Here is a 26,260-nt window from a genome sequence, read left to right as displayed (position 1 = left end):
TAACGCCGGGCCGGGGTGTGGCCGGAATCCGTCCGGCGCGAGCCGCCCGCCGATAGTTATTACCGGCGGGTAGTAACGTCGACTCCAGCGCGCAACACAGAGCTGGTCTGATCGACGGAACCTGCCCACGCAACGTGCACAGCCCGGCCGACCAACGGAGTTGTTGTCCGATGCCAGTCTTGGAAGCGCCGACGGACAAGCGTGTCGCCCACCGCGGCTCAGACGCCACGGTGACCTGGACCGCCAGCCTGCGGGCGGCCGAAGACGACCCCTTCTTCTTCGACCACCCCCTCGACCACCTGCCCGCGGCGCTGCTGATCGACGGCGCCGCCGAACTGGTCGAGCACGCGGCCGATCCCCGCGGCGGCGAGGCCGCCGGCCCGCGCCCCGCCGGCTGGCGGGTCCTGGCGCTGGAACTGGAGTTCGGCCGCTTCGCCGAGAAGCACCTGCCGGTGGAGCTCAGCGCCCGCCCCCTGCCCGGAGCCCCCGGCGGGTGGCGGGTCCGCGGGCTGCAGCAGGACCGTACGGTGTGCGACGGTCGGATCCACGCCGTGGCCGTACCGCCCCCGGCGTCCCGAATGCTCCCCGGGCCGCGGGCGGCGGAGGACCACGGACCGCTGCGGGCCGCCATGGTCGCCCCCGAACTGGTGCACCGGCACCGCCCCGAGAACGTCCTGCTCGCCGGCTACCGCAACCACGGCCCCGGCGGCTACAGCGCCGAACTGCTCTCCCCGCCCCGCGGCCACCATCTGCGCGCCCTCTCCGGAGGCCACGGCACGGAGCTGCGCTCGCTCACCGAACTCACCGAATCGGCACGGCAGTTCGTGACCCTGTTGGGCCACGAGTCACGCCGGGTGACCTTCGACCGCCGCTACGTCGTCGCCTCGATGCGCGCCGCCACCGCCCGCCCCGTACGGCGGGCCGAGCGCGTCCGGCTGTGGACCGACTCGCTTCCCCCGGTCTGCGGCGGCGACGTCCGCATCCGGTTCAGCGCGAGCGGCGGGCCGGTCGGGGAGGCCCGGTTCAGCGGGTACGCGCTCTCCCCGGCCGCGTACCGCAGGCTGCGCGGCACCGCCGCGGGAGGCGCACGATGAACCGGGACGCCGACGGTGCGCGGACCCGCCCCGGACCGGGCGACCGCCCCCGGCCCCGCCCGAGCTTGGAAAGCCTCTTCCCGCCCGCCCTGTTCACCGCGGGGCTGATCGCCCTCGGCTGGGCCCTGGTCCGCGAGGGCGGCCACTGGGCCGATCCCCGGCACCGCGCCCAGGCCGTCCTGATCGGCCTCTACCTCCTGTGGACCCTGCTGGAACTGCGGATCACCTTCCGCGCCGCCCCGCAGTCCAGCGGCGGTGACGACCGGGGCACCATGCAGTGGTACGGCGCCGCCCGAGGCGCCGTCGTGGCCGCCGCGCTCTTCGTGGCTCCGTGGTGGCAGGGGTGGGGCCCCGGTCAGTGGCTCGCGGCCGCCGTGTTCGTCGCCGGGGCCGCGCTGCGACTGGCGGCGGTCCACCGGCTCGGCCGCTTCTACTCGCACAAGGTGCGCACCCTCGACGACCACCAGGTCGTGCGCAGCGGCCCGTACCGGGCGGTGCGTCACCCCGCGTACAGCGGCATGGTGCTGGCGCACGCCGGCTTCGTCGGCGTCTTCGCCAGTCCGCTGAGCGTGGCCGCGCTCCTGGCGCTGCTGCTGCCGGCCGTCGTGCTGCGCATCCGCGCCGAGGAGCGGACCCTGATGGACCTGCGCGGGTACCCCGAGTACGCCCGGCACCGCAAGCGCCTGATCCCGGCGGTGTGGTGACCGTGGCCAGGAACCCCGACCGCGAGGGCGTCCTCGTCCCGCTGCTGGACGAGGCGCGGATGACCCCGGCGAACTGCGGGCACAAGTTCGCGCGGCTGGCCCGGATGCGGGCGGCCGGCCTGACCGTGCCCGCCTTCTTCGTCCTGCCCGTGGACTGGCACCGCCTCGTCACCCGGCCGCTGCGCCCGCGGATCGACGCCCTGCTGCGGGCAACGGACTTCACCGACCCCGACTCCGTACGGGCCGCGGCCGCGCGGATCCGCGAGCTGTACACCGCCGCGCCCCTGCCGCCGGACGCGGAGCGGCGCGTGCTCGCCGCTTTCGACCAGGTGATCGGCCCCGGCGCGCCGGCCGCGGTGCGCGCCTGCACGGCGGGCGTCCACGGCGAGGACTCCGCCGAGGACCCCTTCGCCGGACTCAGCGACAGCTTCCTGCAGGTCCAGCGCGGTTCGGTGGCGGACCGAGTCCGGGCCTGCTGGGCCTCCGGGTACAACGCGGAGGCCCTGATGTACCGGCACGCCCGCGGCCTGCCCGTGCACACCGGCGACACGGACGGCACGGACAACGCCGACGGCGCGGACGACGCCGACGGCATCGCGGTCGCCGTCGGCGTCCAGCGCATGGTGCCCGCGGAACGTTCCTTCGTGATGTTCACCTGCGACCCCAGGACCGGGGCCGCCGACACCCTCATCGCCGCCGGCCTGGGCCTCGGCGAGGGCGTGGTGCAGGAGCGGGTCGGCGTCGACCACTATTTCCTGCGCGGCCCGGAGCAGCGGGTGGAGCGGGTCGTGGCCGCCAAGCCCGAACGCCTCGTCCCGGACCCGGAACGCCCGGACGCCGGGCCGGTGCCGCGGCCCGTGCCGCCGGAACTGCGCGACGCCCCCGTCCTCGACGACGCGCGCGTACGGGAACTGGCCGGCCTGGGCCGTACCGTCCAGCGGCTCTTCGGCGGGCAGCCGCAGGACATCGAGGGCGCCATCAGCGCCGACGGGCGGGTCCACCTCGTCCAGTCCCGCCCGGTGGCGGTGGATCTGAGGCTGCGCCGGCTGTGGAGCAGCGCGAACATCACCGAGAGCTTCCCCGGCCCCACCACCGCGCTGACCTACTCCTTCGCGCAGAAGTTCTACCGGTCGATCTTCCACGACCTGTACCGCAGGCTGGGTGTGCCCGCCCGCACCCTCCACGACAACGAGCCGTACCTGGAGCGCATGATCGGGCTGCACCGCAACCGGATCCACTACGACCTGGACTCCTGGTACCGGCTGCACGGACAGCTGCCCGTCTTCCCGTACTTCCGGGCCTCCTGGGAGTCGATGATGGGCCTGGCCGAGGGCAGCGGCCCCGCCGCGGCGCCGGCGCCCTCCCCCGTACGGCTCGCCCGGCCGATGGCCCGGGTCGTACGGCTGATCGCCGGGCACAGCCGGGCCATGACCGCCTTCGAGGGCTGGTGGGAGGCGCTGATCGCGGGCCGCCGGGGCGCCGACTGGTCCGCCGTCGACCCGCTGGCCCGCATCCAGGACCACCGTGAGGTGTGGCGGCAGGCCGGCAACCACTGGGGCGTCACCCTCGTCAACGACTCCGTGCTCGGCACCACCACCGGGATCACGGCCAGGCTGCTGGCCCGCTGGGTGCCCCACGAGGGCCCGGGTCTCCTCAGCGATCTGCTCTGCGGCGAGGAGTCGCACCGCAGCAGCGAGGCGGTGATGTCGCTGCTGCGGCTGGCCGACGCCGTACGCCGCGACCCGCGGTTGTCCGCCGCCCTCCGCGCGGACCCGGACCCGGGCCCGGAGCTCTGGGCGGCGGTACGGGACGGCGCGTACGGCCAGGACCTCCGGGCGGCGGCGCTGGACCACCTCGACCGGTACGGCGACCGCGGCCTGCAGGAACTCAAGATGGAGCAGCCCAATCTGCGCCGCACGCCGTGGGCGGTGCTGAAGATGGCCGGAGAGTACGCGGCGACCGATCTCGACGGCCCGGCCCTGCGCGCCGCCGAACTGCGGGTGCGCGCCGCCGCCGAGGAACGCCTGGCCGCCGCGCTCGGCGACCGCTCACCCCGGCTGCGGCTGCTGCGCACGCTGCTGTCGACGGTGCGGCGCAGCATCGTCCACCGGGAGAACTCCCGTTACTTCCGCAGCGAGTTGTTCGGCTACAGCAAGGCGGTCTTCGCCTCGCTCGGCGAGGACCTGCACGCGCGTGGGGTGCTGCGCGCCCCCGGCGACGTCGTCCACCTCACCCAGGACGAGCTGTTCGGCTGGTACGACGGCAGCGGGGTCAGCGGGAACCTCCAGGCCCTGGCCGACGCGCGCCGGGCCGAGTACGAGGCCCCTGGGCCCGACCTCCCGCTGGGCTTCACCACCCTGGGTCCGGTCCGCGACCGGCTCCCCGGCGACCCGGACGCGGCCGCGGCGTCCCCGCCCGACCGGCGGGGTGACGGGGAGCTGTCCGGCCTGGGCTCCAGCAGCGGGGTGGTGCGCGGCACCGCCCGTGTCGTGCTGGACCCGCACCGGCCCGTCGAACCCTGCGAGGACATGATCCTGGTGGCCCGGGAGACCGACCCCGGCTGGCTCTTCCTGATGCTGGGGGCGAGCGGGCTGGTCGTGGAACGCGGCACCCTGCTCTCGCACACCGCGATCACCGGCCGCAAGTTCGGCATCCCGACGGTCGTCGCCGTCGCCGGCGCCACCACCGCCATCCCGGACGGCGCCCTGATCGAGTTGGACGGCTCCACCGGCCGCGTCAAAGTCCTCGCGCCGCACGCCCCGGTGGCCGCCCGTGACCACGGCAGGGGGGTGGAACGATGAGGACAGCGGCCGCACTCGCCCGGTTCACCGTCCAGGTGTTCACCCCGTACGTGTATCTCACCTACGCCGCCTTGTGGGTGCTGTCCCTGGAGGCCGCCGCCGCGGCCGCCGCCCACACCCCCTGGCACCCCGGCGCGGGCACGGCCGTGCGCTGCGCCTCGGCCGTCCTGGTGCTGTTCTACCTGCGGGTCGTGGACGAGCAGAAGGACCTCGACTACGACCGTGAGCACAACCCGGACCGCCCCCTGGTGCGGGGCACGGTCACCGTCGCCCAGCTGCGCGGCGCGATGGCAGGGGTGGCGGTGCTGCTGGTCGCGCTCAACGCGGCGCTGTCCGCGCTGTCCCTCCTCCCGCTCGCCGTCGACCTGGCGTACGCCTGGCTGCTGGTGGTGCTGGAAAGACGGTCCGCGCGGGTCCGGGACGGCCTCCTGCTCAACCTCGCCGTCACCCACCCCGTGCAGCTGCTGCTCAGCGTGTACGTGTACGTCTCCCTCACCGACTCCACCGCCGTACCGGCCCGCTGGACGGCGCTGCCGCTCCTGCTGGTCTTCGCGTGCGTCTTCCTGCACTTCGAGTTCGCCCGCAAGACCCGCTGGCGGCACGAACCCGGCTCGCGCATGTACTCCGGCGTGATCGGCCCGGTGCCGAGCGCCCTGGTGGCCCTGGGCTGGGCGGTCCTCGCCGCCGTGCTGGCCGCGGCCGTGCTGCGCGACCCCCGGGCGCTGCTGCCCTGCGCCCTGCTGGCCTTCCCCGGCGCAGCGGCGCTGCGCTTCCTGCGCCGCCGCACGGCCGCGTGGCCGGTGCCCGCGGCGATGGTCTTCGTGGTCGGCTTCCTGTCCGCCCTGCTCACCTCGGCGCTGCTGATCCAGTCCGCCGGGCCCGGAGGGATGCGATGACGACCGTCCTGCTCACCGGCGCCGCCGGTTTCGTCGGCGGCGCCGTCCACCGCCGGCTGCGGACCGAACAGCTGGAGTTGCGGCTGCTGGTCCACCGCCGGCCGCCCGGGGCGGACCGCGGCGCGCGGCTCGTCCACGGCGACCTCACCCGCCCGGACTCCCTGCGCGGCATCTGCGACGGCGTCGACACCCTGCTCCATCTCGCCGCCGCCGTCGACGAGGACGACCCCCGTGCCTGCGAACTGGTCAACGACCGGGGCACCGCGGCCCTGGTCGCCGAGGCCCGCCGCGCCGGGGTGCAGCGGATCGTCCACCTCAGCACGGCGGCCGTCTACGGCCGCGGCCCGCACCGCGGCGCGGCCGAGGACGACCTCGTGCCGGCGCCGGTCTCCGCCGTCAGCCGCTCCCGTCTGGCGGGCGAACACGCGGTCCGCGCGGCCGGAGGCGTCGTGCTGCGGCCGATGTTCGTGTACGGGCCGGGCGACCGCTGGCTGATCCCGCGGCTCGCCCGCACCCTCACCGCGCTGCCGGTCTCAGTCGACGGCGGGCGGGCCCGGCTCTCCCTGGTCGCGGTCGAGGACCTGGCGGCGGCCGTCGCCGCGCTGGCCGGGGCCGGCCGGGGGCCGGTGCCCGGCGGGGAGGTCCACCACGTCAACCACCCCGAGCCAGTCGCCGTACGGGATCTGGCCGCGGCCCTCACCGAGCACCTCGGCGTACCCGCCCCCCAGGCCGACATCGCGTACGCCGAGGCCCGCGAACTCCTCGCCGGCCGGCCCCGCGAACTGCGCCACCTCGCCCTGTTCGGCCAGGACCACCACTACGACAGCGCCCGGATCTGGCGGCGCACCGGCCATCGCCCCGGCGGCTTCGCCGCCCGCTTCGCCGCCGCCGCGCCCTGGTACCGCGCCCATCTCGCCCCGTCGGCGGCAGCGACCGCCGGCCTGTCGGAAAACGAGACGCCGTGACCCCCGCCCAGACCTCCGCCCCCGTCGCCACCGCCCGCCGCGCGCCCGCGGCCGCCGGCGCTCTGCCCCTGGTCGGGCACGGCCCGGCACTGCTGCGCCGTCCCCTGGAGTTCCTGGGCTCACTGCCCGCCGCCGGCCCGGTGGTGCGGATCCGCCTCGGCGGCCTGCCCGCGTACGTCGTCAACGACGCGGAGCTGATCCGCAGCGTGCTGGTCGGCGAGGCCGGGCGCTTCGACCAGGGCGTCCTCATCGAGAAGGTGCGCCCCCTGCTCGGCTCCGGCGTCGGCACCGCCGACGGCGCCGAGCACCGCAGGCTGCGCCGGCTGATGCAGCCCGCCTTCCACAAGGCCCGGATCGCCCGCTACGCGGCCACCATGACCGCCGTGGCCGCGGAGCGCACCGAACTGTGGGAGCCGTACGAGGTCCTGAGGGTGGACGAGGAGATGAACGAACTCGCCCTCACCACCGTGGCCAGGGCCCTGTTCTCCTCCCATCTGGGCGCGGACGCCGTCACCGAGGTGCAGCGCTCGCTGCCGCTCGTCCTCGACGAGATCCCCCGCCGCTCCATGCTCCCCGACGTCCTCCTGCGGCTGCCCACCCCCGCGAACCGGCGTTTCGACCAGGCGGTGCGCCGGCTGCGCTCCGCCACCCGGCACGTGGTGGAGGCCGCCCGCGCCGACGGCACCGACCGCGGCGACCTGCTCTCCGTCCTGTCGCTCGCGGCGGACGGGACGACCGGGGAACGGCTGACCGACGCCCAGGTCCACGACCAGCTGGTCAACATGCTCGTCGCGGGCACCGAGACCACCGGCGCCACCCTGGCCTGGATCTTCCACGAACTCGCCCGCGAGCCCGACATCGAGCGGCGCCTCCACCAGGAGACCGACCAGGTCCTCGCCGGACGCCCGGCCGTCTTCGAGGACATCCCCCGCCTCCCCTTCACCCTCCGGGTGGTCCAGGAGGCGCTGCGCCGGTACGCGCCGTGGATCATCCTTCGGCTCTCGCCGGACGAGGTGCTCCTGGGCGGGGTCCGCGTCCCGGCCGGCGCCACGGTGCTCTTCAGCCCGTACGTCCTGCACCACCAGCCGCACCTCCACGCCGACCCGCTCGCCTTCGACCCCGACCGCTGGCTCCCCGAACAGGCCGCACGGCTGCCCAAGGCCGCGTCCATCCCCTTCGGCGCGGGCAGCCGCCAGTGTCCCGGGAACGTCTTCGCCCTCACCCAGGCCGTCCTCCAGGTCGCCACCGTCGCCGCCCGCTGGCGTTTCCGCCCGGCCGACGGCACCCGTGTCCGCGAACTCGCCCGCGGCGCCGTCGTCCACCCCACCGCCATGCCGATGCGCGCCCTGCCGCGGGAGGGCACCGGGGCCCGGTGAACCGCCGGGCGCAATAATCGCCTGACCGCACGGCCCCGCGCCTGATAGCGTCGCCGTGCACGTGACCGACCGAGGAGGTGAGACCCATCAACGCTGCATCAGGCTGGGTGCTCTCCTCCCGCACGGCTGCGCGGTCCATCTGACACAGGTGGTCCCGGGAGCGCCCTCAGGCATCCCGAAAGGCACGAACCCTATGCGCTTCGTCTCGGAGACGACCTCGAACGGCGTCTCGGAACGTCTCTTCACCCTCGGCGACATCACCGGCGTGCTCTGGTCCCCCGCCGACGCCGCCGGTACCTCCGGTGACCGCCCGCTGGTGCTGCTGGCCCATGGCGGCGGGCAGCACAAGAAGGCCCCGGGCGTCGTCGCCCGCGCCCACCGTTACGTCACCGCCCTCGGCTTCTCCGCGGCCGCCATCGACGCGCCCGGACACGGCGACCGCCCGCGCACCGCGCAGGACCGCGCTGTCGCGGCACGCGTCAGGGAGGCGATCGCGGCGGGCGAGCCGGTGGCCCCACTGGTCACCGGGCACAACGCGGCACTCGCCGCGCGGGCCGTGCCCGAATGGCGGGCCGCCCTGGACGCCCTCCAGGAAGGTGACCACGTCGGCGCGGGCGGACCGGTGGGATTCTGGGGCGTGTCCCTGGGCAGCGGCATCGGCATACCGCTCGTAGCGGCCGAACCGCGAATCCGTGCCGCTGTGTTCGGACTGGTGGGCCACGAATCCCTGGCCGAAGCGGCGGCTCGGGTCACCGTCCCCGTCGAGTTCCTCCTGCAGTGGGACGACGAACTGCTGCCGCGCCCTTCGGGCCTCGCGCTCTTCGACGCCTTCGCCTCCACCGAGAAGACCCTGCACGCCAACCCGGGCGGCCACATCGGCGTGCCCGCGTTCGAGCTGGAGAGTGCGGAACGGTTCTTCGCCCGTCACCTCGTCCACGACCCCGACGCATCGCGGGCAGCCCGCTGACGCGCACGGATCGCACCGCCGCACCGAGCACGCACTCCCGACTGAGCCCCGCCGAAAGGAATCTCGCCATGCCCTTTTTCCCCGCGTACGACGGAACCAAGCTCGCCTACCACGTCCTCGGCGAGGGCCCCCCGGTGATCTGCCTGCCCGGGGGCCCGCAGGACTCCGCCTACCTCGGCGACCTCGGCGGCCTGTCCGCGCACCGGCAGCTGATCAAGCTCGATCTCCGGGGCACCGGTCTGTCCCCGATGCCGCAGGACACCGCCGCCTGCCGCTGCGACCGGCTCGTCGACGACGTGGAGGCCCTGCGCGAGCACCTCGGCCTCGAACGCGTGGACCTGCTCGCGCACTGCGCCGGGGCGAATCTGGCCGCGTTGTACGTGGGCCGCCATCCGGAACGCGTCGGCAGGCTCGCACTGATCACACCGAGCGTCAGGGCCGTCGGCCTGACGATCACCGGGGACCTCCGGCGCGAGACCGCGGTGCTCCGCCGGGACGAGTCGTGGTTCCCCGAGGCGTTCGCCGCCCTGGAGGGCATCCTCGCCGGCAGGGCCACCGCCGACAGCTGGCAGGCCGTCGCGCCGTTCTCCCACGGCCGCTGGGACGCGACGGCGCAGGCCCACCAGGCCGCCGAGGAGGCGCAGACGAACAGCGAGGTCATGGCCGCCTTCGGCGCCGACGGCGCCTTCGACCCGGACGCCACCCGCGCCGCGCTCGCCCGGTTCGCTCCGCCGGTGCTGCTGCTGGCCGGGCAGGTCGATCCCGGGGCGCCGCCCGCGACGACGGCCGAGTTCGCCGGGCTGTTCCCGGACGCCGAGCTCGTCGTCCAGCCGGGCGCCGGACACTTCCCGTGGCTCGACGACGCCGACCGGTTCGTGACAGCCGTCGCGGGTTTCCTGGGGTAGGCGGCCCTACCCTCGCCGTCGTCTCACCGGCAGGGGCAGGGGCGTCGTCTCCCTGCCCCTGCCCGGGAGGGCCGTGCCGGCCGGACACCCACTGCGGGCGCGGATATCGGTGCGCGCACGTCCCGCCGGCCGTTGCGGAACCGCCCCAGCCCCATACGTCACAGCCGTTCCGCCGGGTGGCGGGGGCGCACCAGCCATTCGATGGGGGCAGCCCGGCCACACGCCGGATGGGTTGCGGGGCCGGTCCCCGCCATGCTGGATCATGTGAGCAACGTTCCACCGGTCACAGCACCGGCGCGGCAGCCCGAGTCCCCCGCGGGGGGGGGCTCGCTCACTCGTACGTCTCCAGAACGGCTGATCGCCGTCGATGCGGCACACGCCCGCCTCATCACCTGAGCGGCGGCAGACGACTCATCACCTTTTATGACAGAACTGCTGTCGGGGGTCTCCTACCATCCGGCATCCCGCCGGGACAGGAAGTGGGTCATCCGTATGACAGTCCAATTGACGCTGCTGAGTGCCCCCGCCCGCGACGCCACCAGGGACACCGCGTTCGGTGACGGTCTCCTGAGCGCGCGCGACCGGCACGACGCAGGCGCCACGCCCGCGCGGTTCATTTCGTACTCGGTGATCTGGCGGGCCCCGTCGATCCGCTGCGCGCAGACCGCCGACGCCCTCGGGGTGAAGGCGACGCTCGAGCCCGCACTGCGCGACTTCGACTACGGGACGTGGCGCGAACGCACGGTCGGTGAGATCGCCGAAACCGACCCCGACGGACTGTCCGCCTGGCTCACGGATCCGGATGCCGCGCCGCACGGAGGCGAGTCCGTACGCCGGCTCTGCCGCCGGGCCGCGAACTGGCTGAACAGCCTGCCTCCCGGCACGGGCCCCGCGCTGGCCATCGCCGAGCCCACCTTTATCCGCGCCCTGCTCGTCCATGCCATGTCCACACCCGCGAGGGCCTTCTGGCATTTCGACGTGCCTCCCCTGTCCACCGTCTCCTTCACGTCGCGAGGTGACGGCTGGCAGGTCCGGCGCTCCCCCGCGGTGCGAGGTGCGGAAGTGGGCCGGTTCCTGCCGCCCCGGGAGCCGTCTCTCGTCCTGGACGACGCGCCGGACCTCAAGGCCGGTCGGAGTGTTCACACCCCGCCGCGCGAGGAAAGTCGCCGCTCGGCGTCGTCCCTGCACACGGCGTAGGGAAGGGCGACCGGGTCGCGGCGCTCCGCGAGGCCCTCACGGTGTCCGGCGATGGCGGGACGATCGCAGAGCACGGATCAGGATCGGCGGGCAGAGGTCCCTGGCCAGGCGGCGCGCGACGGAGGCGCGGGGTGAGAGCGCGGACGTGAGCCCCGGCGGCGGCTGGTGGCGGGAGAGCGGCGGCGCGGGGGGCTCGATGCCCGTGCCCTTGACACGGACCAGGGGCAGTCCCGCCACCTGGTCCACGGCGTGCCACAGGTCCTTGCGCGTCCTCAGCCACCGCAACAGCTCCTCACGGACCCGGTCCGGATCACCCCAGGTCCCGTAGAGCTTGGTGCCCGTGATCACGACGGGCCTGAGGCCGTCCGTCGCCACCGCCGCCCACACGGCGGCGGCGACGCCGGGGCAGTGCTCGCTGCGGAAGTCGTCGAACGCCGCGATGCCGTCCGGGAGCAGCAGCTCCCGCGTCGAGGCGATGTCGCCGGAGACGTGCTCGTACAGATGCGACGCGTCGACGTGCACGAAGCGGCAAGTGCGGGCGCCGACGTGGGAGGTGATCACCGAGGTCGGCCCCTGCACCATCGCGGGGAGCTCGTCGTGGAACGACAGATAATTGGCCTCGAATGCACGCCGCGTGAGTGTCGAATAGGCGAAGCCCATCTCGGCACTGTTGGGACCGTCCATGGCCGGGGAATCCCACAGGTCGCAGACCGTGAATCGCTCGCCTTCCAGGAGGTAGTTCCCCATGAAGATGGCGCTCTTTCCCATATAGGCGCCGAGCTCCAGCAGGTCACCCCGCTGTTCCCCATCGGTCCGCCGCCTCAGGAACCAGTCGAACAGCAACTGGTCCACCGGCCAGAACCATCCCTTGACGTCCGCGAACCGCTGCGGCCTTGGAATTCCGTCCGCGACTTCTCCCGAATGCGGCATGAACTGCTCCCCTGGAGAGATGGTCCACCGGCCTGCACGTGAGGATATCGATCGCCGGCCGGCATCGCGGGACGCCGCTTCGCGACGCCGGCTCGCCATCCGGGCGAAACATCCGCGGCGCTTTTCCGCATTTCTCGATTCCTGGCCGCCTTGGCCTCCGGGGCGGCCCGTCGTCATGAGTGCCGGGCGTCCGGCCGCGATCAGGGGACCCGCCTTGACCTCAAGGACGGTCGAGGTTCTACGGTCGTCGCATGAGCATGGAGACCACGGCCTGGACCCAGCTGCACAGCGTCATGAACGCCACGCAGGACCGCCGCCCCCTGTCCCGCCACACCCTGCGCCGCGTCGCGGCCTTCGCCCGGCCGCACCGCCGCCGCATGACCGAGTTCGTACTGCTCAGCGTGGTGACCGCGCTGCTCGCCGTGGCGACCCCGGTCCTCGCGGGCCGGGTCGTCGACGCCATCGTCTCCGGCCGCGACTCCGGACGGGTCACCACGCTGGCCGTGCTCATCGCCGTGATCGCCCTCGCCGAGGCCGGTCTCGGGCTCGTGAACCGCTGGCTGTCGGCGAACCTCGGCGAGGGCCTCATCCTCGACCTGCGCACCGCCGTGTTCGACCACGTCCAGCGCATGCCCGTCGCCTTCTTCACCCGCACCCGCACCGGGGCCCTGGTCAGCCGCCTCAACAACGACGTGATCGGCGCCCAGCGCGCCTTCAGCAACACGCTGTCCGGAGTCGTCGGCAACCTCGTCACCCTGCTGCTGACCCTCGGCGTCATGCTCACCCTGTCCTGGCAGATCACCCTGCTCGCCCTCGTCCTCCTGCCGGTCTTCGTCGTACCGGCACGCCGCACCGGCACCCGCATGGCCCGCCTCCAGCGGGAGGCCGCGGCCCACAACGCCGCCATGGGCACGCAGATGACCGAGCGGTTCTCCGCACCCGGCGCCACCCTGGTCAAGCTCTTCGGCCGGCCCGACGACGAGTCCGCCCAGTTCGCCGAGCGCGCCCGCCGGGTGCGGGACATCGGCGTACGGACCGCCATGGCGCAGTCGGCGTTCATCACGGCCCTCACCCTCGTCTCCGCCCTCGCCCTGGCGCTCGTCTACGGAGTGGGCGGCCACTTCGCCCTCACCGGCACCCTGGAGGCCGGCTCGGTCGTCACGCTCGCCCTGCTCCTCACCCGCCTCTACGCGCCCCTGACCGCGCTGGCGGGCGCCCGCGTCGACATCATGAGCGCCCTGGTCAGCTTCGAGCGGGTCTTCGAGGTCCTCGACCTGAAGCCGCTCATCGCCGACAAGCCGGACGCCGCCCAGGTGCCGGACGGCCCGGTCGCCGTCGAGTTCGACGGCGTCCGCTTCGGCTACCCGGCCGCCGACAAGGTGTCGCTCGCCTCGCTGGAGGAGGTCGCGAGCCTCGACACCCGCGCGGGCGGCGAGGTCCTCCACGGGATCTCGTTCCGGGCCGAGGCCGGCCACACGGTGGCGCTGGTGGGCTCGTCGGGCGCGGGCAAGTCGACCATCGCCCAGCTCCTGCCGCGCCTGTACGACGTCGACGAGGGCGCCGTCCGCCTCGGCGGCACGGACGTCCGCGACCTGTCGGCGGCCTCCGTCCGCGCGACCGTCGGCATGGTCACCCAGGACGGCCACCTCTTCCACGACTCGATCCGCGCCAACCTCCTGCTCGCCCGGCCGGACGCCGCGGACGACGAGCTGTGGGAGGTCCTGCGCCGCGCCCGCCTCGACGGCCTGGTCGCCGAGCTCCCCGACGGCCTCGACACCGTCGTGGGCGAACGCGGCTACCGGCTCTCCGGCGGCGAGCGCCAGCGCATGACCATCGCCCGCCTGCTCCTGGCCGGGCAGCGCGTCGTCATCCTCGACGAGGCCACCGCCCACCTGGACAGCACCTCCGAAGCCGCCGTCCAGGAAGCCCTCGCCGAGGCCCTGGAGAACCGCACCGCGGTGGTCATCGCCCACCGCCTCTCGACGGTGCGCGCCGCCGACCTGATCCTCGTCGTCGAGGACGGCCGGATCGTGGAACGCGGCACGCACACCGAACTGCTGGCCGCGGACGGCCGGTACACCGAGCTCTACCGCACCCAGTTCCGCGCGGACGACGACGCGGAGCCCGCCGGGGTCGCCTGAAACCCCTGAAGCGCCCGACCAACGCGCCGTCGTCCGCACCCGATGTCACGTCAAGGCCACAGATCTCGACGTCCCGGCCCGCCACATACATCCCGGTGGTAACTTCCAGCGGCCAGTTGACCTTGCCTTTGCGGCATCCAGGGGGATTCACGATGAGCACTCCGCCGCTGCCCGGCAACAACCCGTACTCCCAGCCGCCCGGGGCTCCCCACGGTCCGCCCCAGGGCGGCAACCCGTACAGCCACCGCACGGCCCCGGTCCCGGACCGCCGTGTGAGCGTCAGGGGCATCCTCCGCGGAATCGTCACCGTCGCCGTGATCGCGGTGGTCGCGTACGGGGGCTACGAAGTCTGGTTCGCGGGCGCGGCGACCGCCGAGGCGGGCGACTGCCTGCACGCCGGCAACCCGACGGCAACCGGCCTCGTCGCCGCCGGCGACCCGGAGTTCGAGATCGTGGACTGCGGCGCCCCCGAGGCCCAGTTCAAGGTCGTCAGCAGGGTCTCCGGCACTGACGGAACCTGCGACGACCCGTACAGGCGCTACGCCCAGGGCGGCGCCGGCCGGGACTTCACGCTCTGCCTCGATTCCCTGAATTGACGGCTCCCGCCTGCGGCCGGTCACCCGACCGGCCGCAGGCGGTGACGTCGCGTCAGAGAGCGCGTACCGTTGCCGGGATGCGGATCCTTCACATATCCGACATCCACATCGGCCCCCACGACGCGCCCGACTCCCGCGGGATCAACGCCAGGGAGTCCCTGCGCCGCATGCTCACCGACCTGGCCGCCGTCCCCGGAGTCGACGCCGTCGTCGTCAGCGGGGACGTCGCCGACGACGGCTCGCCGGAGGCGTACACCGCGGCACGCGAGATGGTGCGGGAGTTCGCCCGGCGCAAACGGGCCCCGGTGATCTTCTGCACCGGCAACCACGACGAGCGCGGCGCCTTCGCCAAGGTGCTGGGCAGCGGGCATCTCGACGCGGACGGAGACGACCTGGCCGCGGCGGTCGCCCACTCCCCGCAGGGCGAGCGGGCGGCCGCCAGCATCATCGGCGGCCACCGCTTCATCACGCTCGACTCACTCGTCCCCGGCCAGGTGTACGGCCGGGTCGGCGCCCGCCAGCTCGACTGGCTCCGCGCGGTGCTGGCCGTACCCGCGCCCCGCGGCTCCGTCGTGGTCCTCCACCACCCGCCGATCACCCTCGACGTCGAGATCCAGCAGGCCCTGGGGCTGCAGAACAGCGCGGAGCTGGCGGACGCGGTACGCGGCACGGATGTGCGGCTCATCCTGTGCGGCCACTTCCACCTCCAGCTCTTCGGCCACCTCGCGTCGATCCCGGTCTGGGTCACCGCTGGGGTGCTCAGCCGCATCGACCTCACCGCGCCACCGGGGACCGAGCGGGCCGTCCGCGGGGCCTCGGCGACCCTCGTCGACCTCGACGGTCCCCACGCCCCGCTGTTCCACGTCCTCCACGCACGCGACCCGCGGGCGGGCGAGACCGTGTACGAGCTCGACCACGAACAGCTCCGCTCGGTCATCGACCGGCTGGGACCCGGCGCCTGATCACTCGCACCGCCCTCGCACCGCGCCGACGACTCCGTACGAAGGCCGGCAAGTCGCAGGGGCTGGGTGCCATCATCTGTAGGCGGTTCGTAGCAGCAGTCGAGGGGGATCTCTGTGACACGCCTCATCAGCTTTCGTACGGCGGACGGCGGCGAAGCCGTGGTGGAGATAGACGATGACGAGCCGGGAGTGGTCGCGGTCTCACGGGCCGGGGACGCCATCGCGCAGGCAACCGGTTCGCTGGAGGCCGGGCTGGACCGGATCCGGGCAGTGGCCGAAACCACACTCAACCGGCTGATCGCGCTGCCCCAGCCACCGCAGGAGGTCAGCGTCGAATTCGGTGTGCGTTTCAATGCCAAAGCGGGGGCCGTCATCGCCCACACCGAAGGGGAAGGGCATCTCAAGGTCGCCATGGTGTGGCGGCGCGGGGCACCCTGATCGCCCTGCCCCCGCCTACACTTGGCCCAACGGGTGCAAGGGACAACGGTGACGCTCGGGGGAGACGATCGCTGTGGGGCCTGAACGAGGTCAGGTTCGCGTGCTGTCCACGGACGGCGCGTCGTGGGGGGCCGGTGTCTTGGTGGCGCCCAAGGAATCCGCGGCGGCCGGGGTCCACGTGCTGACGTGTGCCCACGTGGTCGATGCAGCCGTCGGCGGCCCTTCCGGAGGCACACTTGTCGTCGACCTGCCGGGACGCGACTGGGCCGCGTCCGCTCATCCGCTGCCCGCTGCCTGGTCTCCCGCCCCGCCGTACGGCGACATCGATCCGGGCGCCTCCCTCACAGACAGCGCGGACTTCGCGGTGCTCGCCCTGGAGGACGGCCACCCCCCACTCCCGCGCGGTTGCGGCCCCCTGCCCCTGGCCCCAGGCGCAGCCCTCCGCGGTCGACGTGTCGCAATCATCGGCTACCCGCGCGACGCCCCCGCCGGCCTCATTGCCACGGCCCGGATCACCGGGACGGGCGGGCCGTGTCCGGAGTGGGTCCAGCTCGACGGAGTGCGGACCACCGGCGCCGTGGTGCAACGCGGGTTCAGCGGGGCCGCCGTCTGGGACCCGGACGGAGCCCGTGTGATCGGGATCGTCACGGCCGCCCACACCGACCGTGGCGCGAAGGTCGCGTGGATGCTCCCCGTCGACACCGCCATCCGTCTGTGGCCACCGCTCTCGGGCGCCGCCCGGCTCCCGACATCCCGTACCTGCACGCCGCCATCGCTGACCCAGCAGTACGAACTCGCCGACGCACTTCTCGACGTACCGCAAATCGGTTACGACTCCGGTCGAACCCTGCGTGACGCCCTCCCCGCGTCGGTTCGCCGCGGCATCCGTGACCATCCATGGCCCCGCCAGCAACTCCAGGCGGTGGTCCAGGCATGCACCGACCACTCCGACGGATGTCCGGCACTGCGCGCGGCGCTGCGCACTCTGGGGGGCGATTCGGTGTCAGCGCTCGCGGCTGCGGGAATCCTTGAGCGGATCTGCTGCGCGGACAGGTCGGAAGCGGGGGGTGGTCGATGACGGTCGCGGAACGGGTGCCGCCGAGGTATCTGGTCGATGCGGTGGTGGAAGTCGGCTGCCTGCGCGACACCGAGATACTGCGTCAGATCGTCCACCGTCTGTGTCCGCAACTGGGCCCGTCCTTGGACAGCACGGCGGGAACGTCCCAACGCGGTCTCGTTTTCAGAATCATGGAAGAGCTCTCGGTCGAACCCGCGGGAATCGCCAGGCTGGTGGAATCCCTGGAGATACGCGAGGGGAACTCGCTCTCGATACGGAAGCTCAAGGTGGCCACCGCGGCCTGGGAGGTCGAGCTTCTGGACGACGAGAGCTGGGAACAGCTCTTCGAGCTGCTCGATGGCATCCGGATACCCGATCTGGACCGGCGGTATGCGACGTTCCTTCACACTCTGGGACGGTTCGCGGCACCGGTCCCCTGTACCGAACCATGGACGGTCTTCCTGCACGCGGCAACGCTCAACGCCAGGCCAGGGGATCAACTGCCCTGTTTCCAGGTGCTGCAGCAGCTGCTCGCACTGGGCGCGGACGGTGAACGGCAGCAGCGCATCATGGACTGGGCCGAGGAGCACGACCCGTACCGGCCGACCGGAGGACGGCAGGCCGAGCAGGCTTCCGTACCGGCTGAGAGTCCTCCGGTGTCCCGAGGTACCGATGCCTGGGACCCCTCCGACTATCTGATCATCCAGCTTCGCCCGCTGCTCGACCTGGACCCCGTGTCCGGACGCGATACCCTCCTGAGCCACTGGTTGCGCGTGCACCCGGGGGATCGGATCAAGGGGGAGGACTCGCGGATCAGCCTGCGCGACGCCGAGCGGGAGGTGGCCACCTTGGTCTTCGAGGCGGAGAGCGACATCGCCTACCGCAGGACCGAGTTGGCGTTGGAGTTCGTGCTCCCCAGGGATCTTCTGGACCTGAGTGTGGAACGATGGCGCAAGACTTCATTCCAAGGGGTGGGCGGGGTGCTGGGGGAGGATCACCACGTCGTCGTTCGCAGTCTCGACCGACTGGGCCGACGCGATCTCCACGGCCGCTGGGGCCGGAGGTGGGATGCCTTTGCGCACGGCCGTGCGGGCCGTGTCCACTGGTTCCCCGAGGACGGCAGGTCGCATCTCCTGTCGGAGCCTCCGCCCGCTGTGGTGGTCCTCAGCAAACCCCCCACCGGCGCACGAGACGAACCGGGGGCGCGCGGAAGCCAGGACGAGCTGGTGGAAGCGCTGAGAGCCGGGGTCCCCGTCGTCCTCTGGGACCGGAGAGGCCACGGCGACGAGGCGTTCCTGGCCGCATTGCGGTCCCTGCTGGACCGGCACGACCCCCGCGGGTTACCCGGTGTGGTGAAGGCGTTGCGCATCGCAGCCGTCGACAGCGATCCTGAGAACGATGTGTTGGTCGGCCGCCATGTCGCTCTGCTCTGGGATGATCCGAACCGGATGCCCATCGCGCCAGTGGGCACGTCGACGGTTCCTCCCACAGATGGGGAGGAGAGTTCGTGACTCGCCCGGACGATGACGCTGTGCCCGTTCACGGTCCCAATAACGGGCAACCGCCACGCTGGTGGATCTACCGCGGGACGGGCCAGCCGCTGCAGGACACCAGCCTGGCCGCGCTCCTGCCCCCTCCTCCTTCCTGGAGGACCTTCGGCGGCGGTCCGGTCCTTCCGCCACCGCCGGCCGACAACGCCGAGATCACTCGCCGGCTGGGCACGCACCATGCCCCGGTGCGGAGATTCCCAGGTTTCGCCGATCACGAAGCGGACATGGTGAACACCGCTCTCCTTCTGCGCCGCCCACTGCTGGTGTCGGGGCGCCCCGGAACGGGCAAGTCCAGCCTCGCGTATCGCATAAGCCGGGAATTGCGCCTCGGACGGGTCCTGCGCTGGCACATCACCAGCCGCACGACCCTCCAGCAGGGCCTCTACGAATACGACGCGATCGGTCGCATCCAGGACACGGCGGCGCTCAGGGCCGCCGCAGGCGACGACCCGTCCGCCGCCGAGCGCTCCGCACCGCTCGGTGTGGGCGACTACATCCAGTTGGGCCCTGTGGGCACGGCGCTGCTTCCGTACGCCGCGCCCCGGGTGCTGCTGATCGACGAGCTGGACAAAAGCGACCTGGACCTGGCGAACGACCTACTCAGCATTTTCGAAGAGGGTTCCTACGCGATTCCGGAACTGCTCCGGGCCCGCCGCAGGCATCCGTCGGTGAAGGTCCTGACCGACGACCCCGACGGCGAGGCCGAGATCACCGGGGGAACGGTCACGTGCAACGCCTTCCCCATGGTGATCATGACATCGAACAGCGAGAGGGAGTTCCCGCCCGCGTTCCTGCGCAGGTGCCTCCTGCTGGACATGCCGGAACCCGACGAGGGCGATCTCGCGGACATGCTCACCGCGCACTTCGGCGAGGTCGCCGCACAGTGGGGTGATGAACTGATCCCGCGGTTCCTCGAAAGGAGCCGTCAACGCGGCGGACTTTCCAACGATCAACTGCTGAACTCACTCCACCTGGCCATGTCGGCTCGTGCTGCGGACCCGGCGGCCCCGCTCCCTGAATTCGGCAAGACGGTATGGCACGGGCTCCACGGGCCGGACCCGGGAACGGGCACCACGTGACCGGCCGTGAGGATGGGCCGTCGCCCCGCCCGTCCCGGCAGGAGCTGCTGGACGCGCTGTATCTGGCCGCGTGGAGGGACGCTGCGGCTCCCTACCCGTACCTGGACTGGAACGCGGGGCGCTCCCCCGAGGGCCACTCTTCGCAACCGGACCAGCACACTCCCCCACAAGATCGGCCTCCCGGGGCCCCTCGGCACGCGGAAGTGCCCGATGACGCCGGAGCGTCTCCCGTCCCCGCCGATTCCCGCGACGCCGCCGTGCACGCCGTGAACGGCAGTCACCGCACTCCCCCGACCACACGGCTCGAACCGGGAGCTCATACGGCAGCCGAATGGCGCTGGGAAGCGACGGGTCCCGAGGCTCCCGTCCAGGCCGCCTCCTTCTGGGCCGCCGCACCCCGGCAGGGTCCGAAACCGGGCAGCCGGCCCACCACTCCGGCGCTGTTCGGGGATCTCGCCCTCGCGCGGTCCTTGCGTCCGCTGCGATTGTGGCGCCCCTCTGCCACTGCCTGGGCGGTGGACGAGGCCGCCACAGCGGAACGCGCCGCGGCCGACGGGCTGTGGCTGCCGGTCTGTCATCCTTCCAAGGAACGCAGGCTCGAGTTACGCCTGTTGGTGGACGACCATCCGTCGCTCGCCCTGTGGCAGGACACCGTCCGCCGGCTCCGCCAGTTGTTCGAGCAGACGGCGGCCTTCCGCACCATCACCGTGTCCCGCGTCGGCATCGCGGAACAGGGCGCACGCATACGCGGGCTGGGAGCGACCGCACGTCGCAGCGCGTCCGGCCCGGACTGCGTGGTGCTCGTCGTCACAGACGCCGTGTCCCCGTGCTGGCGCAACGGCGACGCCGCGGCGTTCCTCTACTCGGTGGCCCGCTCCTCACCGACCGCCGTCCTCAGCGTGATGCCGCAGGAAGTGTGGGATTCGACCCTCCCCACAGCCGTGCGGGTGGAGCTCTCCGTCCCGGCGGCAGTCGCCCCCAACCGGCAGATCGGGATGCGCCGCGTCGGGGCGAGTTCGTCGGCACTGGGCGATCCACCTCACCCGAATGCCACGCGCCCCGTGGCCGTGCCACTTTTGGAACTGACCCCGGGTTCCCTCGGGCGCTGGGCACGGCTGATCGCCTCGCCGGGCGGCCGTCACACCGTGGCCGCGCTACTCACCGGCATCAACGGCGACCTCGAGGCCCGGACCGATCAGCAGGTCTCGCTGCCGGAACCCCTGCCCGGCAGAGCCCGCGAGACCGTCAGCCGATTCATGGCCAAGGCATCCCCCACCGCTTTCACGCTGGCCCGCCGACTGGCCGCCGCTCCGCTCAACCTCCCCGTCATGCGAATGGTGCAGCGGATGCTGCCTGAGGCGAAGACCTGGAACCTCGCGGAAATCATGATGTTCGGCCTGCTCCGGCGCGTGCGCGAGGATTACGACGCGGAAGACGCCCAGAGGGTTTCCTTCGATTTCGCAGCGGGGGTCAGACAGGAGCTTCTCGCTCTGGGCACGCGTGCGGAGACACTCGGCGTCCTTCGGCATGTCTCCGCGCATCTGGGACCACGGCTCGCGTCGGCCATCGCCGGAGGGGAGGCCTTGGTGGCTTGGCAGAGCGACGCGCCTGACCCCCCACCACTGACGGACCAGACAAGGCCGTTCGTCAGACATCTACGCACCGCGCTCTCCGCCGTCTCCGGCCCGTATCAAGTTCGCGCAGACCGGTTGGAACATCTGCTCGGCGAGGAACGCGGTTCACCCAAACATCCCCTACCAGCAAATATGACGCCGAGTGATCCCTCGGATACGCTTGAGCAGCGCGTGCCGCGGCCCGCCGCTGTGACGCCTCCGCAGGAGTCGCCCTCGCCAGCAGTCCCAGGAGGTTCCGTGTCGTCCCCCGTGAAGCAGTCCGCAGGCCCGCTGAGCGCTCAGCCGCAGACTGCCCCGCCCAACCCGAGGCGGATCGGCGCGAATCTGCCGCTGCGCAACAGGAACTTCACGGGCCGCGAGGAACAACTCACCAAGCTCCGCCAACGGCTGGCCACCGGAATAACCACTGCGGTACTGCCCGAGGCACTGCACGGCATGGGAGGCGTCGGAAAGTCCCAGATCGCCATCGAATACGTGTACCGCTACGGCAGGGATTACGAGCTCATCTGGTGGATTCCCTCCGAGCAGACCAACCTGATTGTGCAATCCCTCATCGAACTCGGGGAACACATGGGGTTGCGGGCTGGCGCCGACCGAAGCGCCGTACCTGCCGTCCTGGAAGCACTTCGCGTGGGCCAACCCTACTCGAACTGGCTCCTGGTCTTCGACAACGCGGAAAACCCGCACGAGGTTCGGCAATTCTTCCCCCATGACGGTCCGGGGCGCGTCATGGTAACTTCCCGTAACTCCCAATGGTCGACTTTGGCCAGCTCACTAGAGGTCGATGTGTTCACACGTTCGGAAAGCGTCGCGCTGATCAAGCGACGCAGTCCGCAGATTCCCGACGAGGCCGCCGACCGGCTGGCCGATGCCCTCGGCGACCTGCCGCTCGCCGTGGAACAGGCGGCCGTGTGGCTCGCCGAGACGGGAATGCCCGCCCACCAGTACCTGGACCTCTTCGAGACCAAGTGCTCGGAGCTGCTGGAGCTGGCGCCCCCCGCCGACTACGACCTCCCCGTGGCGGCGGCGTGGAACGTGTCTCTCGACCGTCTGAGTGAAGACCATCCGGCCGCGCTGCAATTGCTCCAGATCTGCGCCTTCTTCGCCCCCGAACCGATTTCCCGAGGCTTCTTCGAGGCGGTGCGCGGCGTGGCGGCTCCCCCCGAACTGAGCAGCGCCCTGGACGACCCCATCAAGCTCTCGCACGCGGTACGGGAGATCGGCCGGTACGCCCTGGCGCGAATCGATCACCGTAATTCCACCATTCAGGTTCACCGTCTTGTGCAGCGGGTTCTCGTCGAGCAGATGAATCCCCAAGAGCGCATCCGGATGCGCCACTGCGCCCACGAGATCCTCGCCAACGCCGACCCCAGAAATCCGGGACTCCCCGAGGCCTGGCCCCGCTACTCGGCCCTGTTGCCACACGTACGGGCAACCGGGATGGTGGAATGCGAGGACGACGGCTGGGCCCGTCATCTCGTCCTCAACGAGGCACGTTTCCTCCAGGAACGCAGCGACTACGTGGAGGCGCTGAACGTCGCCGACGAGGCCGCGGCCATCTGGCGCCGCATGCTGGGAGACGACAACGAGCAAGTGATCGCGGTGGACCAGGTCCGGGCGCTTGCGCTGCGCTGGCAGAACCGCTACACCGAGGCGTACGACCTCCAGGCCGAACTGGTGGATCGATGCCGGCGTGTGCTGGGTGAGCGGAACGAGACGACACAGCGGGCGTTGAGCGTGCTGGCGATCCTGCTCCGCCTGCGGGGCGACTTCTACCGTGCCCGGGAGCTGGACCAGCAGGCGTTCGAAACGACGCACCGCGAACTCGGCGCCGACGACCCGGGCACCCTGCAGTCCGCCCACAACTACGCGGTCAGCCTCCGCCTCGCGGGAGACTTCGCGGAGGCGTACCGACTGGACGAGGACACCTACGAGCGACGGGTCGAAGTGCTCGGGGACGATCACCTCGCGACCCTCAGCAGCCGCTACCAGATGGCCCTCGACCTCCAGGAACTCGGCCGCGGTGACGAAGCGCGGACGCTGCTGGCCAACCTGAGGGAGCTGGCGCTGGCACGTCTTGGCCCGGAACACGACATGACCATCCGGGCCACTCGTGAACTCGCGGTCACCCTGCGCAAACTGGGCGACCACCAGGCAGCCCTGGACCTCTCCGGCATGGCGCTGAAAGTGCTCCGCGAAAAGGCGGGGGAAGATTCGCTGGAAACGGTGCGGGCCTCACTGAACCACGCGACCGACCTACGTCAGACCGGCAGCCTCGACAAAGCCGCGGAACTCGGCCGGGCCGCCATGGAGAGGTGCCAGGCGCTCCTCGGCGCGGAGCACCCGCACACGTACGCCACCGCCACCAACCTCGCGGTCACCCTGCGACTGCTGGGCCACGTCTCCGAAGCCCATGATCTGGACCACGCGGCGGTGGACGGCCTCAGCAGGGTTCTCAGCCCGGACCACCCGCGCACGCTCCTGGCCCGGACCAATCTGGCCAGTGACCACTTCGCTGTCGGGGAATTCGAAGAAGCGCGCGCAATGGATACCGGGCTCCTGGACCTCAGCACCGAATCACGCGGCGGGAGCCACCCCGCGACCCTGGCCATCATGGTGAACCTGTCGTACGACCTCGAGAGCCTTGGCGAGTCCCAGAAGGCGGAGGAGTTGCACGACCGGGCCCTGGCCCTCTTCCGCACCGTCCACGGGCCGGAGCACCAGGCCACCATCGACGCGGAGAACTCCAAGCGGGCCAACTGCGACATCGACCTGCTCGGCGTCTGATTCCCTAGCCCCCGAGACGGATACCGAGCCATTCCGCGAGTTCCTCCGGTCCCGGAAGCATCACTTCGCGGCGCAGCAGGGCGGCGTGGAGCGCCAGGACGAGTTCCGGGCGCTCCACCAGAAGGGTTTCGGGGACTTCCGCCGCCAGCCCGATGCCGATCCACGCGGCGGCAGTGGGAACCGCCGTGCGATAGCCGGCCGCCGCCTCTTTGTGCTCCTCCGCCACCAGGGCCGCGTCGGCGGCTGAGGCCCGTGGGATGCCCTGCGGATGCACGGCGCCCGCCTCGATGTCGGCACGGATCTTCGAGAACGCGTTGGGGTCCGCGAGCCGCAGACGCGCGAGCCAGGTTGTGGCGTTGCCGCGGGCTACGGACGGCCGAGCGGCGGCCATGCGAGCCGCCGGCAGGACGGCGGGCGGGGGCCGGCCGCTCAACCAGCGTTGCGCCAGTGCGTCGGCACTGGGCTCGTCCACGGCCAGGTTCGCCACGCGCCACGTGGCCCGCGTGTCACGGCAGCATAATTCCGCCAGCCGCGCGGGCAGTCCCCGTACGGGTTCCTCCCACCATTCGGCGACCGACTCCGTCAGAGCGGTGACGATCCGGCCACCGGCCTCCGTCAGGCCGGCCGCGTTGTGCAGAGCCACCAGGGCCGTGTGCAACTGCCACCGGTGAACGGCGAATTCGAAGTCCGCCCGCTGGTCGCCCGCTCGTCGCCGCTGACGCCAGAACGCCGTCACGCCGGCGAACGCGTGCGCCCCGTAGAGCAGTCCGCGCAACGGACGCGGGTCCTCCCGCCAGGGAGCGAAGTACAGGGGTTCAGGGCCCTCACGTGCCGGAACGAAGAGCGGCGTCAGATCCCCGAGGGCCGTCAAGAGCTGGTGCCGCGCCTCGTGGACGAGTGTGACCGCCATGGAGGGCACGTCGGAACTGAAAGACATGGTGATGGCCCCGTAGGCGTCCGGGACGGACGCGCTGATGACCTGCAGCTCGCGGGCACCTTCGACAGGGACCACGGAGCGCACCGTCGCGGCCACCGTCCGGTACACCCTCGTGTCGGTGTGCTGCAGCAGCTCGTAGGCCCGGCGGAACTGAGAGCGCCACCCCTCGACCGAAGAGGTGGAGAGGCCCGTCGCGTCGCGCAACGTTCGGAAGTCCCGAAAGGGCGAGAGATGGTCCAGAACGGCCGGTCGAGCCGATCCTGTGGCCGCGACGCCGATCTCGGGCAGGGGCGACCACCCCTCGGCGGGCGTCATGACGTCCTCGGGCATGCGTACGGAACCGCTGTCCCCGTAGACCACCGTCCCTTCCCGCCCGCACTCCACACCCACGACCGCCCAGTCCCCGCGCCCCACGGTCCCGGTCAGCCCGAGGGACGGCAGCCACAGCCGCCCGCCGCGGGCGGGCACGCGCAGCGAGCACCGCACGTCGGCCCGGATGGCGGCGGCCGCGGCAAGGGAACCCAGCATCGTCGCCCCTGCCCATGACGGCGCGTCCGAAGGGGCGGAGACCACACCGTGTGCGAGTTGCCTCAGCAGCTGGAAGGCCCAGGCGCCCACGGCCGGATCCTCGAGGACGGCCTCCACCGCGGCCGGATCGCGTCGTTGTACGGCACCGAGCACCGCCCACGCGGCGGCGGGACGAGTCGGAGGCGTCCCGTGCGGCCATCCGCCCTCAGGGTGTCCCGCGAGCTCGAGGATCGCCTTGAGCGCCAGGAGCAGCCGGCTTCGCTGAGCCGACCGCAGCAGGGCGAGGTCCGCCTCACCCAGGTCGCCGACGGCAACTCCGACGAGCGTACGCTGGTTGATCCGATAGGCCTCAGGCGTGATCAAAAGTCATGGACGGACGCGCAAGGCCCTTCATCGGGCACCGCCGCACATGGCCGCCATGCTGCCCTCGCACAGCGGGGCAGCAGTATGGGCCAACTGACCCTGCAGTACCGCGAGTGCGCGGGAAAGGCCACGCACCTCATCGAACTCGTCCAAGGATATGCCCGACAGGTCGATGAGTGCCGACTGCAGGCCCTCGACGCTTCCCTCCGTGTACGTCATGCCCCCATGGTGACCGAAGTGTGTCCTCTGGGGAAGACCCACTCCCGCGGGTGCCGGTACCATGCTCCCCGCTCTCGATCGGAAACCCCACGTTCCCCATCGCAGCGCGGCGCATCGTGGCTCTGATCGACCGA

At 72.0% G+C, this 26,260-nt stretch carries 20 protein-coding genes and 1 pseudogene; 18 read left to right on the top strand and 3 right to left on the bottom strand.

What is annotated here, in order from left to right:
* The first annotated feature begins 170 nt into the window (after positions 1 to 170).
* The 9 genes from ACWDAS_RS17745 (at position 171) to ACWDAS_RS17705 (ending at position 10,905) form a co-directional block, all read left to right on the top strand.
* A complete protein-coding gene (locus tag ACWDAS_RS17745) occupies positions 171 to 1,094 on the top strand; it encodes an AfsA-related hotdog domain-containing protein (protein ID WP_450391344.1) in 924 nt (307 codons plus the stop codon).
* Positions 1,091 to 1,798: a methyltransferase family protein gene (locus ACWDAS_RS17740; protein WP_450391342.1), complete on the top strand. Its 708-nt coding sequence runs from the start codon at positions 1,091 to 1,093 to the stop codon at positions 1,796 to 1,798. Before ACWDAS_RS17745 ends, ACWDAS_RS17740 begins: the two co-directional genes overlap by 4 nt.
* Positions 1,799 to 1,800: 2 nt before the next feature.
* Positions 1,801 to 4,599 carry a PEP/pyruvate-binding domain-containing protein gene (locus ACWDAS_RS17735; protein ID WP_450391339.1) on the top strand — a complete coding sequence of 933 codons (2,799 nt, stop codon included), beginning with the start codon at positions 1,801 to 1,803 and terminating at the stop codon, positions 4,597 to 4,599.
* Entirely contained in the window at positions 4,596 to 5,495 is a 900-nt protein-coding gene (locus ACWDAS_RS17730; protein ID WP_450391336.1) for a hypothetical protein, read from the top strand. The genes ACWDAS_RS17735 and ACWDAS_RS17730 overlap by 4 nt, the downstream gene beginning before the upstream one ends.
* On the top strand, positions 5,492 to 6,460 hold the full coding sequence (locus ACWDAS_RS17725; protein WP_450391334.1) for an NAD-dependent epimerase/dehydratase family protein: 969 nt from the start codon (positions 5,492 to 5,494) through the stop codon (positions 6,458 to 6,460). Before ACWDAS_RS17730 ends, ACWDAS_RS17725 begins: the two co-directional genes overlap by 4 nt.
* On the top strand, positions 6,457 to 7,836 hold the full coding sequence (locus ACWDAS_RS17720) for a cytochrome P450 (protein WP_450391332.1): 1,380 nt from the start codon (positions 6,457 to 6,459) through the stop codon (positions 7,834 to 7,836). The genes ACWDAS_RS17725 and ACWDAS_RS17720 overlap by 4 nt, the downstream gene beginning before the upstream one ends.
* A 193-nt stretch (positions 7,837 to 8,029) precedes the next feature.
* Positions 8,030 to 8,803 carry an alpha/beta hydrolase gene (locus ACWDAS_RS17715; protein ID WP_450391329.1) on the top strand — a complete coding sequence of 258 codons (774 nt, stop codon included), beginning with the start codon at positions 8,030 to 8,032 and terminating at the stop codon, positions 8,801 to 8,803.
* A 68-nt stretch (positions 8,804 to 8,871) separates the two neighbouring features.
* Positions 8,872 to 9,708 (top strand): alpha/beta fold hydrolase, encoded by an 837-nt coding sequence (locus ACWDAS_RS17710; protein WP_450391326.1) that lies wholly within the window; start codon positions 8,872 to 8,874, stop codon positions 9,706 to 9,708.
* Positions 9,709 to 10,200: 492 nt separating this feature from the next.
* The gene (locus ACWDAS_RS17705) at positions 10,201 to 10,905 is read left to right on the top strand and encodes a histidine phosphatase family protein (RefSeq protein ID WP_450391323.1); all 705 of its coding nucleotides are present in this window, start codon (positions 10,201 to 10,203) and stop codon (positions 10,903 to 10,905) included.
* Between the two features lie 36 nt (positions 10,906 to 10,941).
* Here ACWDAS_RS17705 and ACWDAS_RS17700 read toward each other — a convergent pair whose 3' ends face one another.
* Positions 10,942 to 11,835 (bottom strand): class I SAM-dependent methyltransferase, encoded by an 894-nt coding sequence (locus ACWDAS_RS17700; protein ID WP_450391321.1) that lies wholly within the window; start codon positions 11,833 to 11,835, stop codon positions 10,942 to 10,944.
* Positions 11,836 to 12,086: 251 nt separating this feature from the next.
* Here ACWDAS_RS17700 and ACWDAS_RS17695 point away from each other — a divergent pair, with 251 nt between their 5' ends.
* The 9 genes and pseudogenes from ACWDAS_RS17695 (at position 12,087) to fxsT (ending at position 24,079) form a co-directional block, all read left to right on the top strand.
* A complete protein-coding gene (locus ACWDAS_RS17695; RefSeq protein WP_450391318.1) occupies positions 12,087 to 13,976 on the top strand; it encodes an ABC transporter ATP-binding protein in 1,890 nt (629 codons plus the stop codon).
* A 152-nt stretch (positions 13,977 to 14,128) separates the two neighbouring features.
* Positions 14,129 to 14,572, top strand: coding sequence for an LppU/SCO3897 family protein (locus ACWDAS_RS17690; protein ID WP_450391315.1), 444 nt, complete (start codon positions 14,129 to 14,131; stop codon positions 14,570 to 14,572).
* A 77-nt stretch (positions 14,573 to 14,649) separates the two neighbouring features.
* On the top strand, positions 14,650 to 15,534 hold the full coding sequence (locus tag ACWDAS_RS17685; protein ID WP_450391312.1) for a metallophosphoesterase family protein: 885 nt from the start codon (positions 14,650 to 14,652) through the stop codon (positions 15,532 to 15,534).
* A gap of 114 nt (positions 15,535 to 15,648) precedes the next feature.
* On the top strand, positions 15,649 to 15,972 hold the full coding sequence (locus tag ACWDAS_RS17680) for a CU044_2847 family protein (RefSeq protein ID WP_450391310.1): 324 nt from the start codon (positions 15,649 to 15,651) through the stop codon (positions 15,970 to 15,972).
* A 73-nt stretch (positions 15,973 to 16,045) separates the two neighbouring features.
* Positions 16,046 to 16,603, top strand: a pseudogene (locus ACWDAS_RS17675) (S1 family peptidase); the annotation flags it as partial.
* Complete coding sequence (locus ACWDAS_RS17670; protein WP_450391648.1) at positions 16,604 to 17,050, top strand: effector-associated domain 2-containing protein; 447 nt, start codon at positions 16,604 to 16,606, stop codon at positions 17,048 to 17,050. It abuts the pseudogene before it with no gap.
* Entirely contained in the window at positions 17,047 to 18,540 is a 1,494-nt protein-coding gene (locus ACWDAS_RS17665; RefSeq protein ID WP_450391307.1) for a VMAP-C domain-containing protein, read from the top strand. The genes ACWDAS_RS17670 and ACWDAS_RS17665 overlap by 4 nt, the downstream gene beginning before the upstream one ends.
* Before the next feature lie 263 nt (positions 18,541 to 18,803).
* The gene (locus ACWDAS_RS17660) at positions 18,804 to 19,658 is read left to right on the top strand and encodes an AAA family ATPase (protein WP_450391304.1); all 855 of its coding nucleotides are present in this window, start codon (positions 18,804 to 18,806) and stop codon (positions 19,656 to 19,658) included.
* Complete coding sequence (gene fxsT, locus ACWDAS_RS17655) at positions 19,613 to 24,079, top strand: FxSxx-COOH system tetratricopeptide repeat protein (RefSeq protein WP_450391301.1); 4,467 nt, start codon at positions 19,613 to 19,615, stop codon at positions 24,077 to 24,079. Before ACWDAS_RS17660 ends, fxsT begins: the two co-directional genes overlap by 46 nt.
* Before the next feature lie 4 nt (positions 24,080 to 24,083).
* On the opposite strand, the gene ACWDAS_RS17650 is transcribed toward fxsT, so the two are convergent.
* Both ACWDAS_RS17650 and ACWDAS_RS17645 read right to left on the bottom strand, forming a co-directional pair.
* Positions 24,084 to 25,907 (bottom strand): HEXXH motif domain-containing protein, encoded by a 1,824-nt coding sequence (locus ACWDAS_RS17650; RefSeq protein ID WP_450391298.1) that lies wholly within the window; start codon positions 25,905 to 25,907, stop codon positions 24,084 to 24,086.
* A 27-nt stretch (positions 25,908 to 25,934) separates the two neighbouring features.
* Positions 25,935 to 26,126: a hypothetical protein gene (locus ACWDAS_RS17645; RefSeq protein ID WP_450391295.1), complete on the bottom strand. Its 192-nt coding sequence runs from the start codon at positions 26,124 to 26,126 to the stop codon at positions 25,935 to 25,937.
* Positions 26,127 to 26,260: the final 134 nt, after the last annotated feature.

The sequence above is a fragment of the Streptomyces sp. NPDC001070 genome (assembly GCF_053598835.1).
This window is presented reverse-complemented; position numbering and strand designations above follow the sequence as displayed.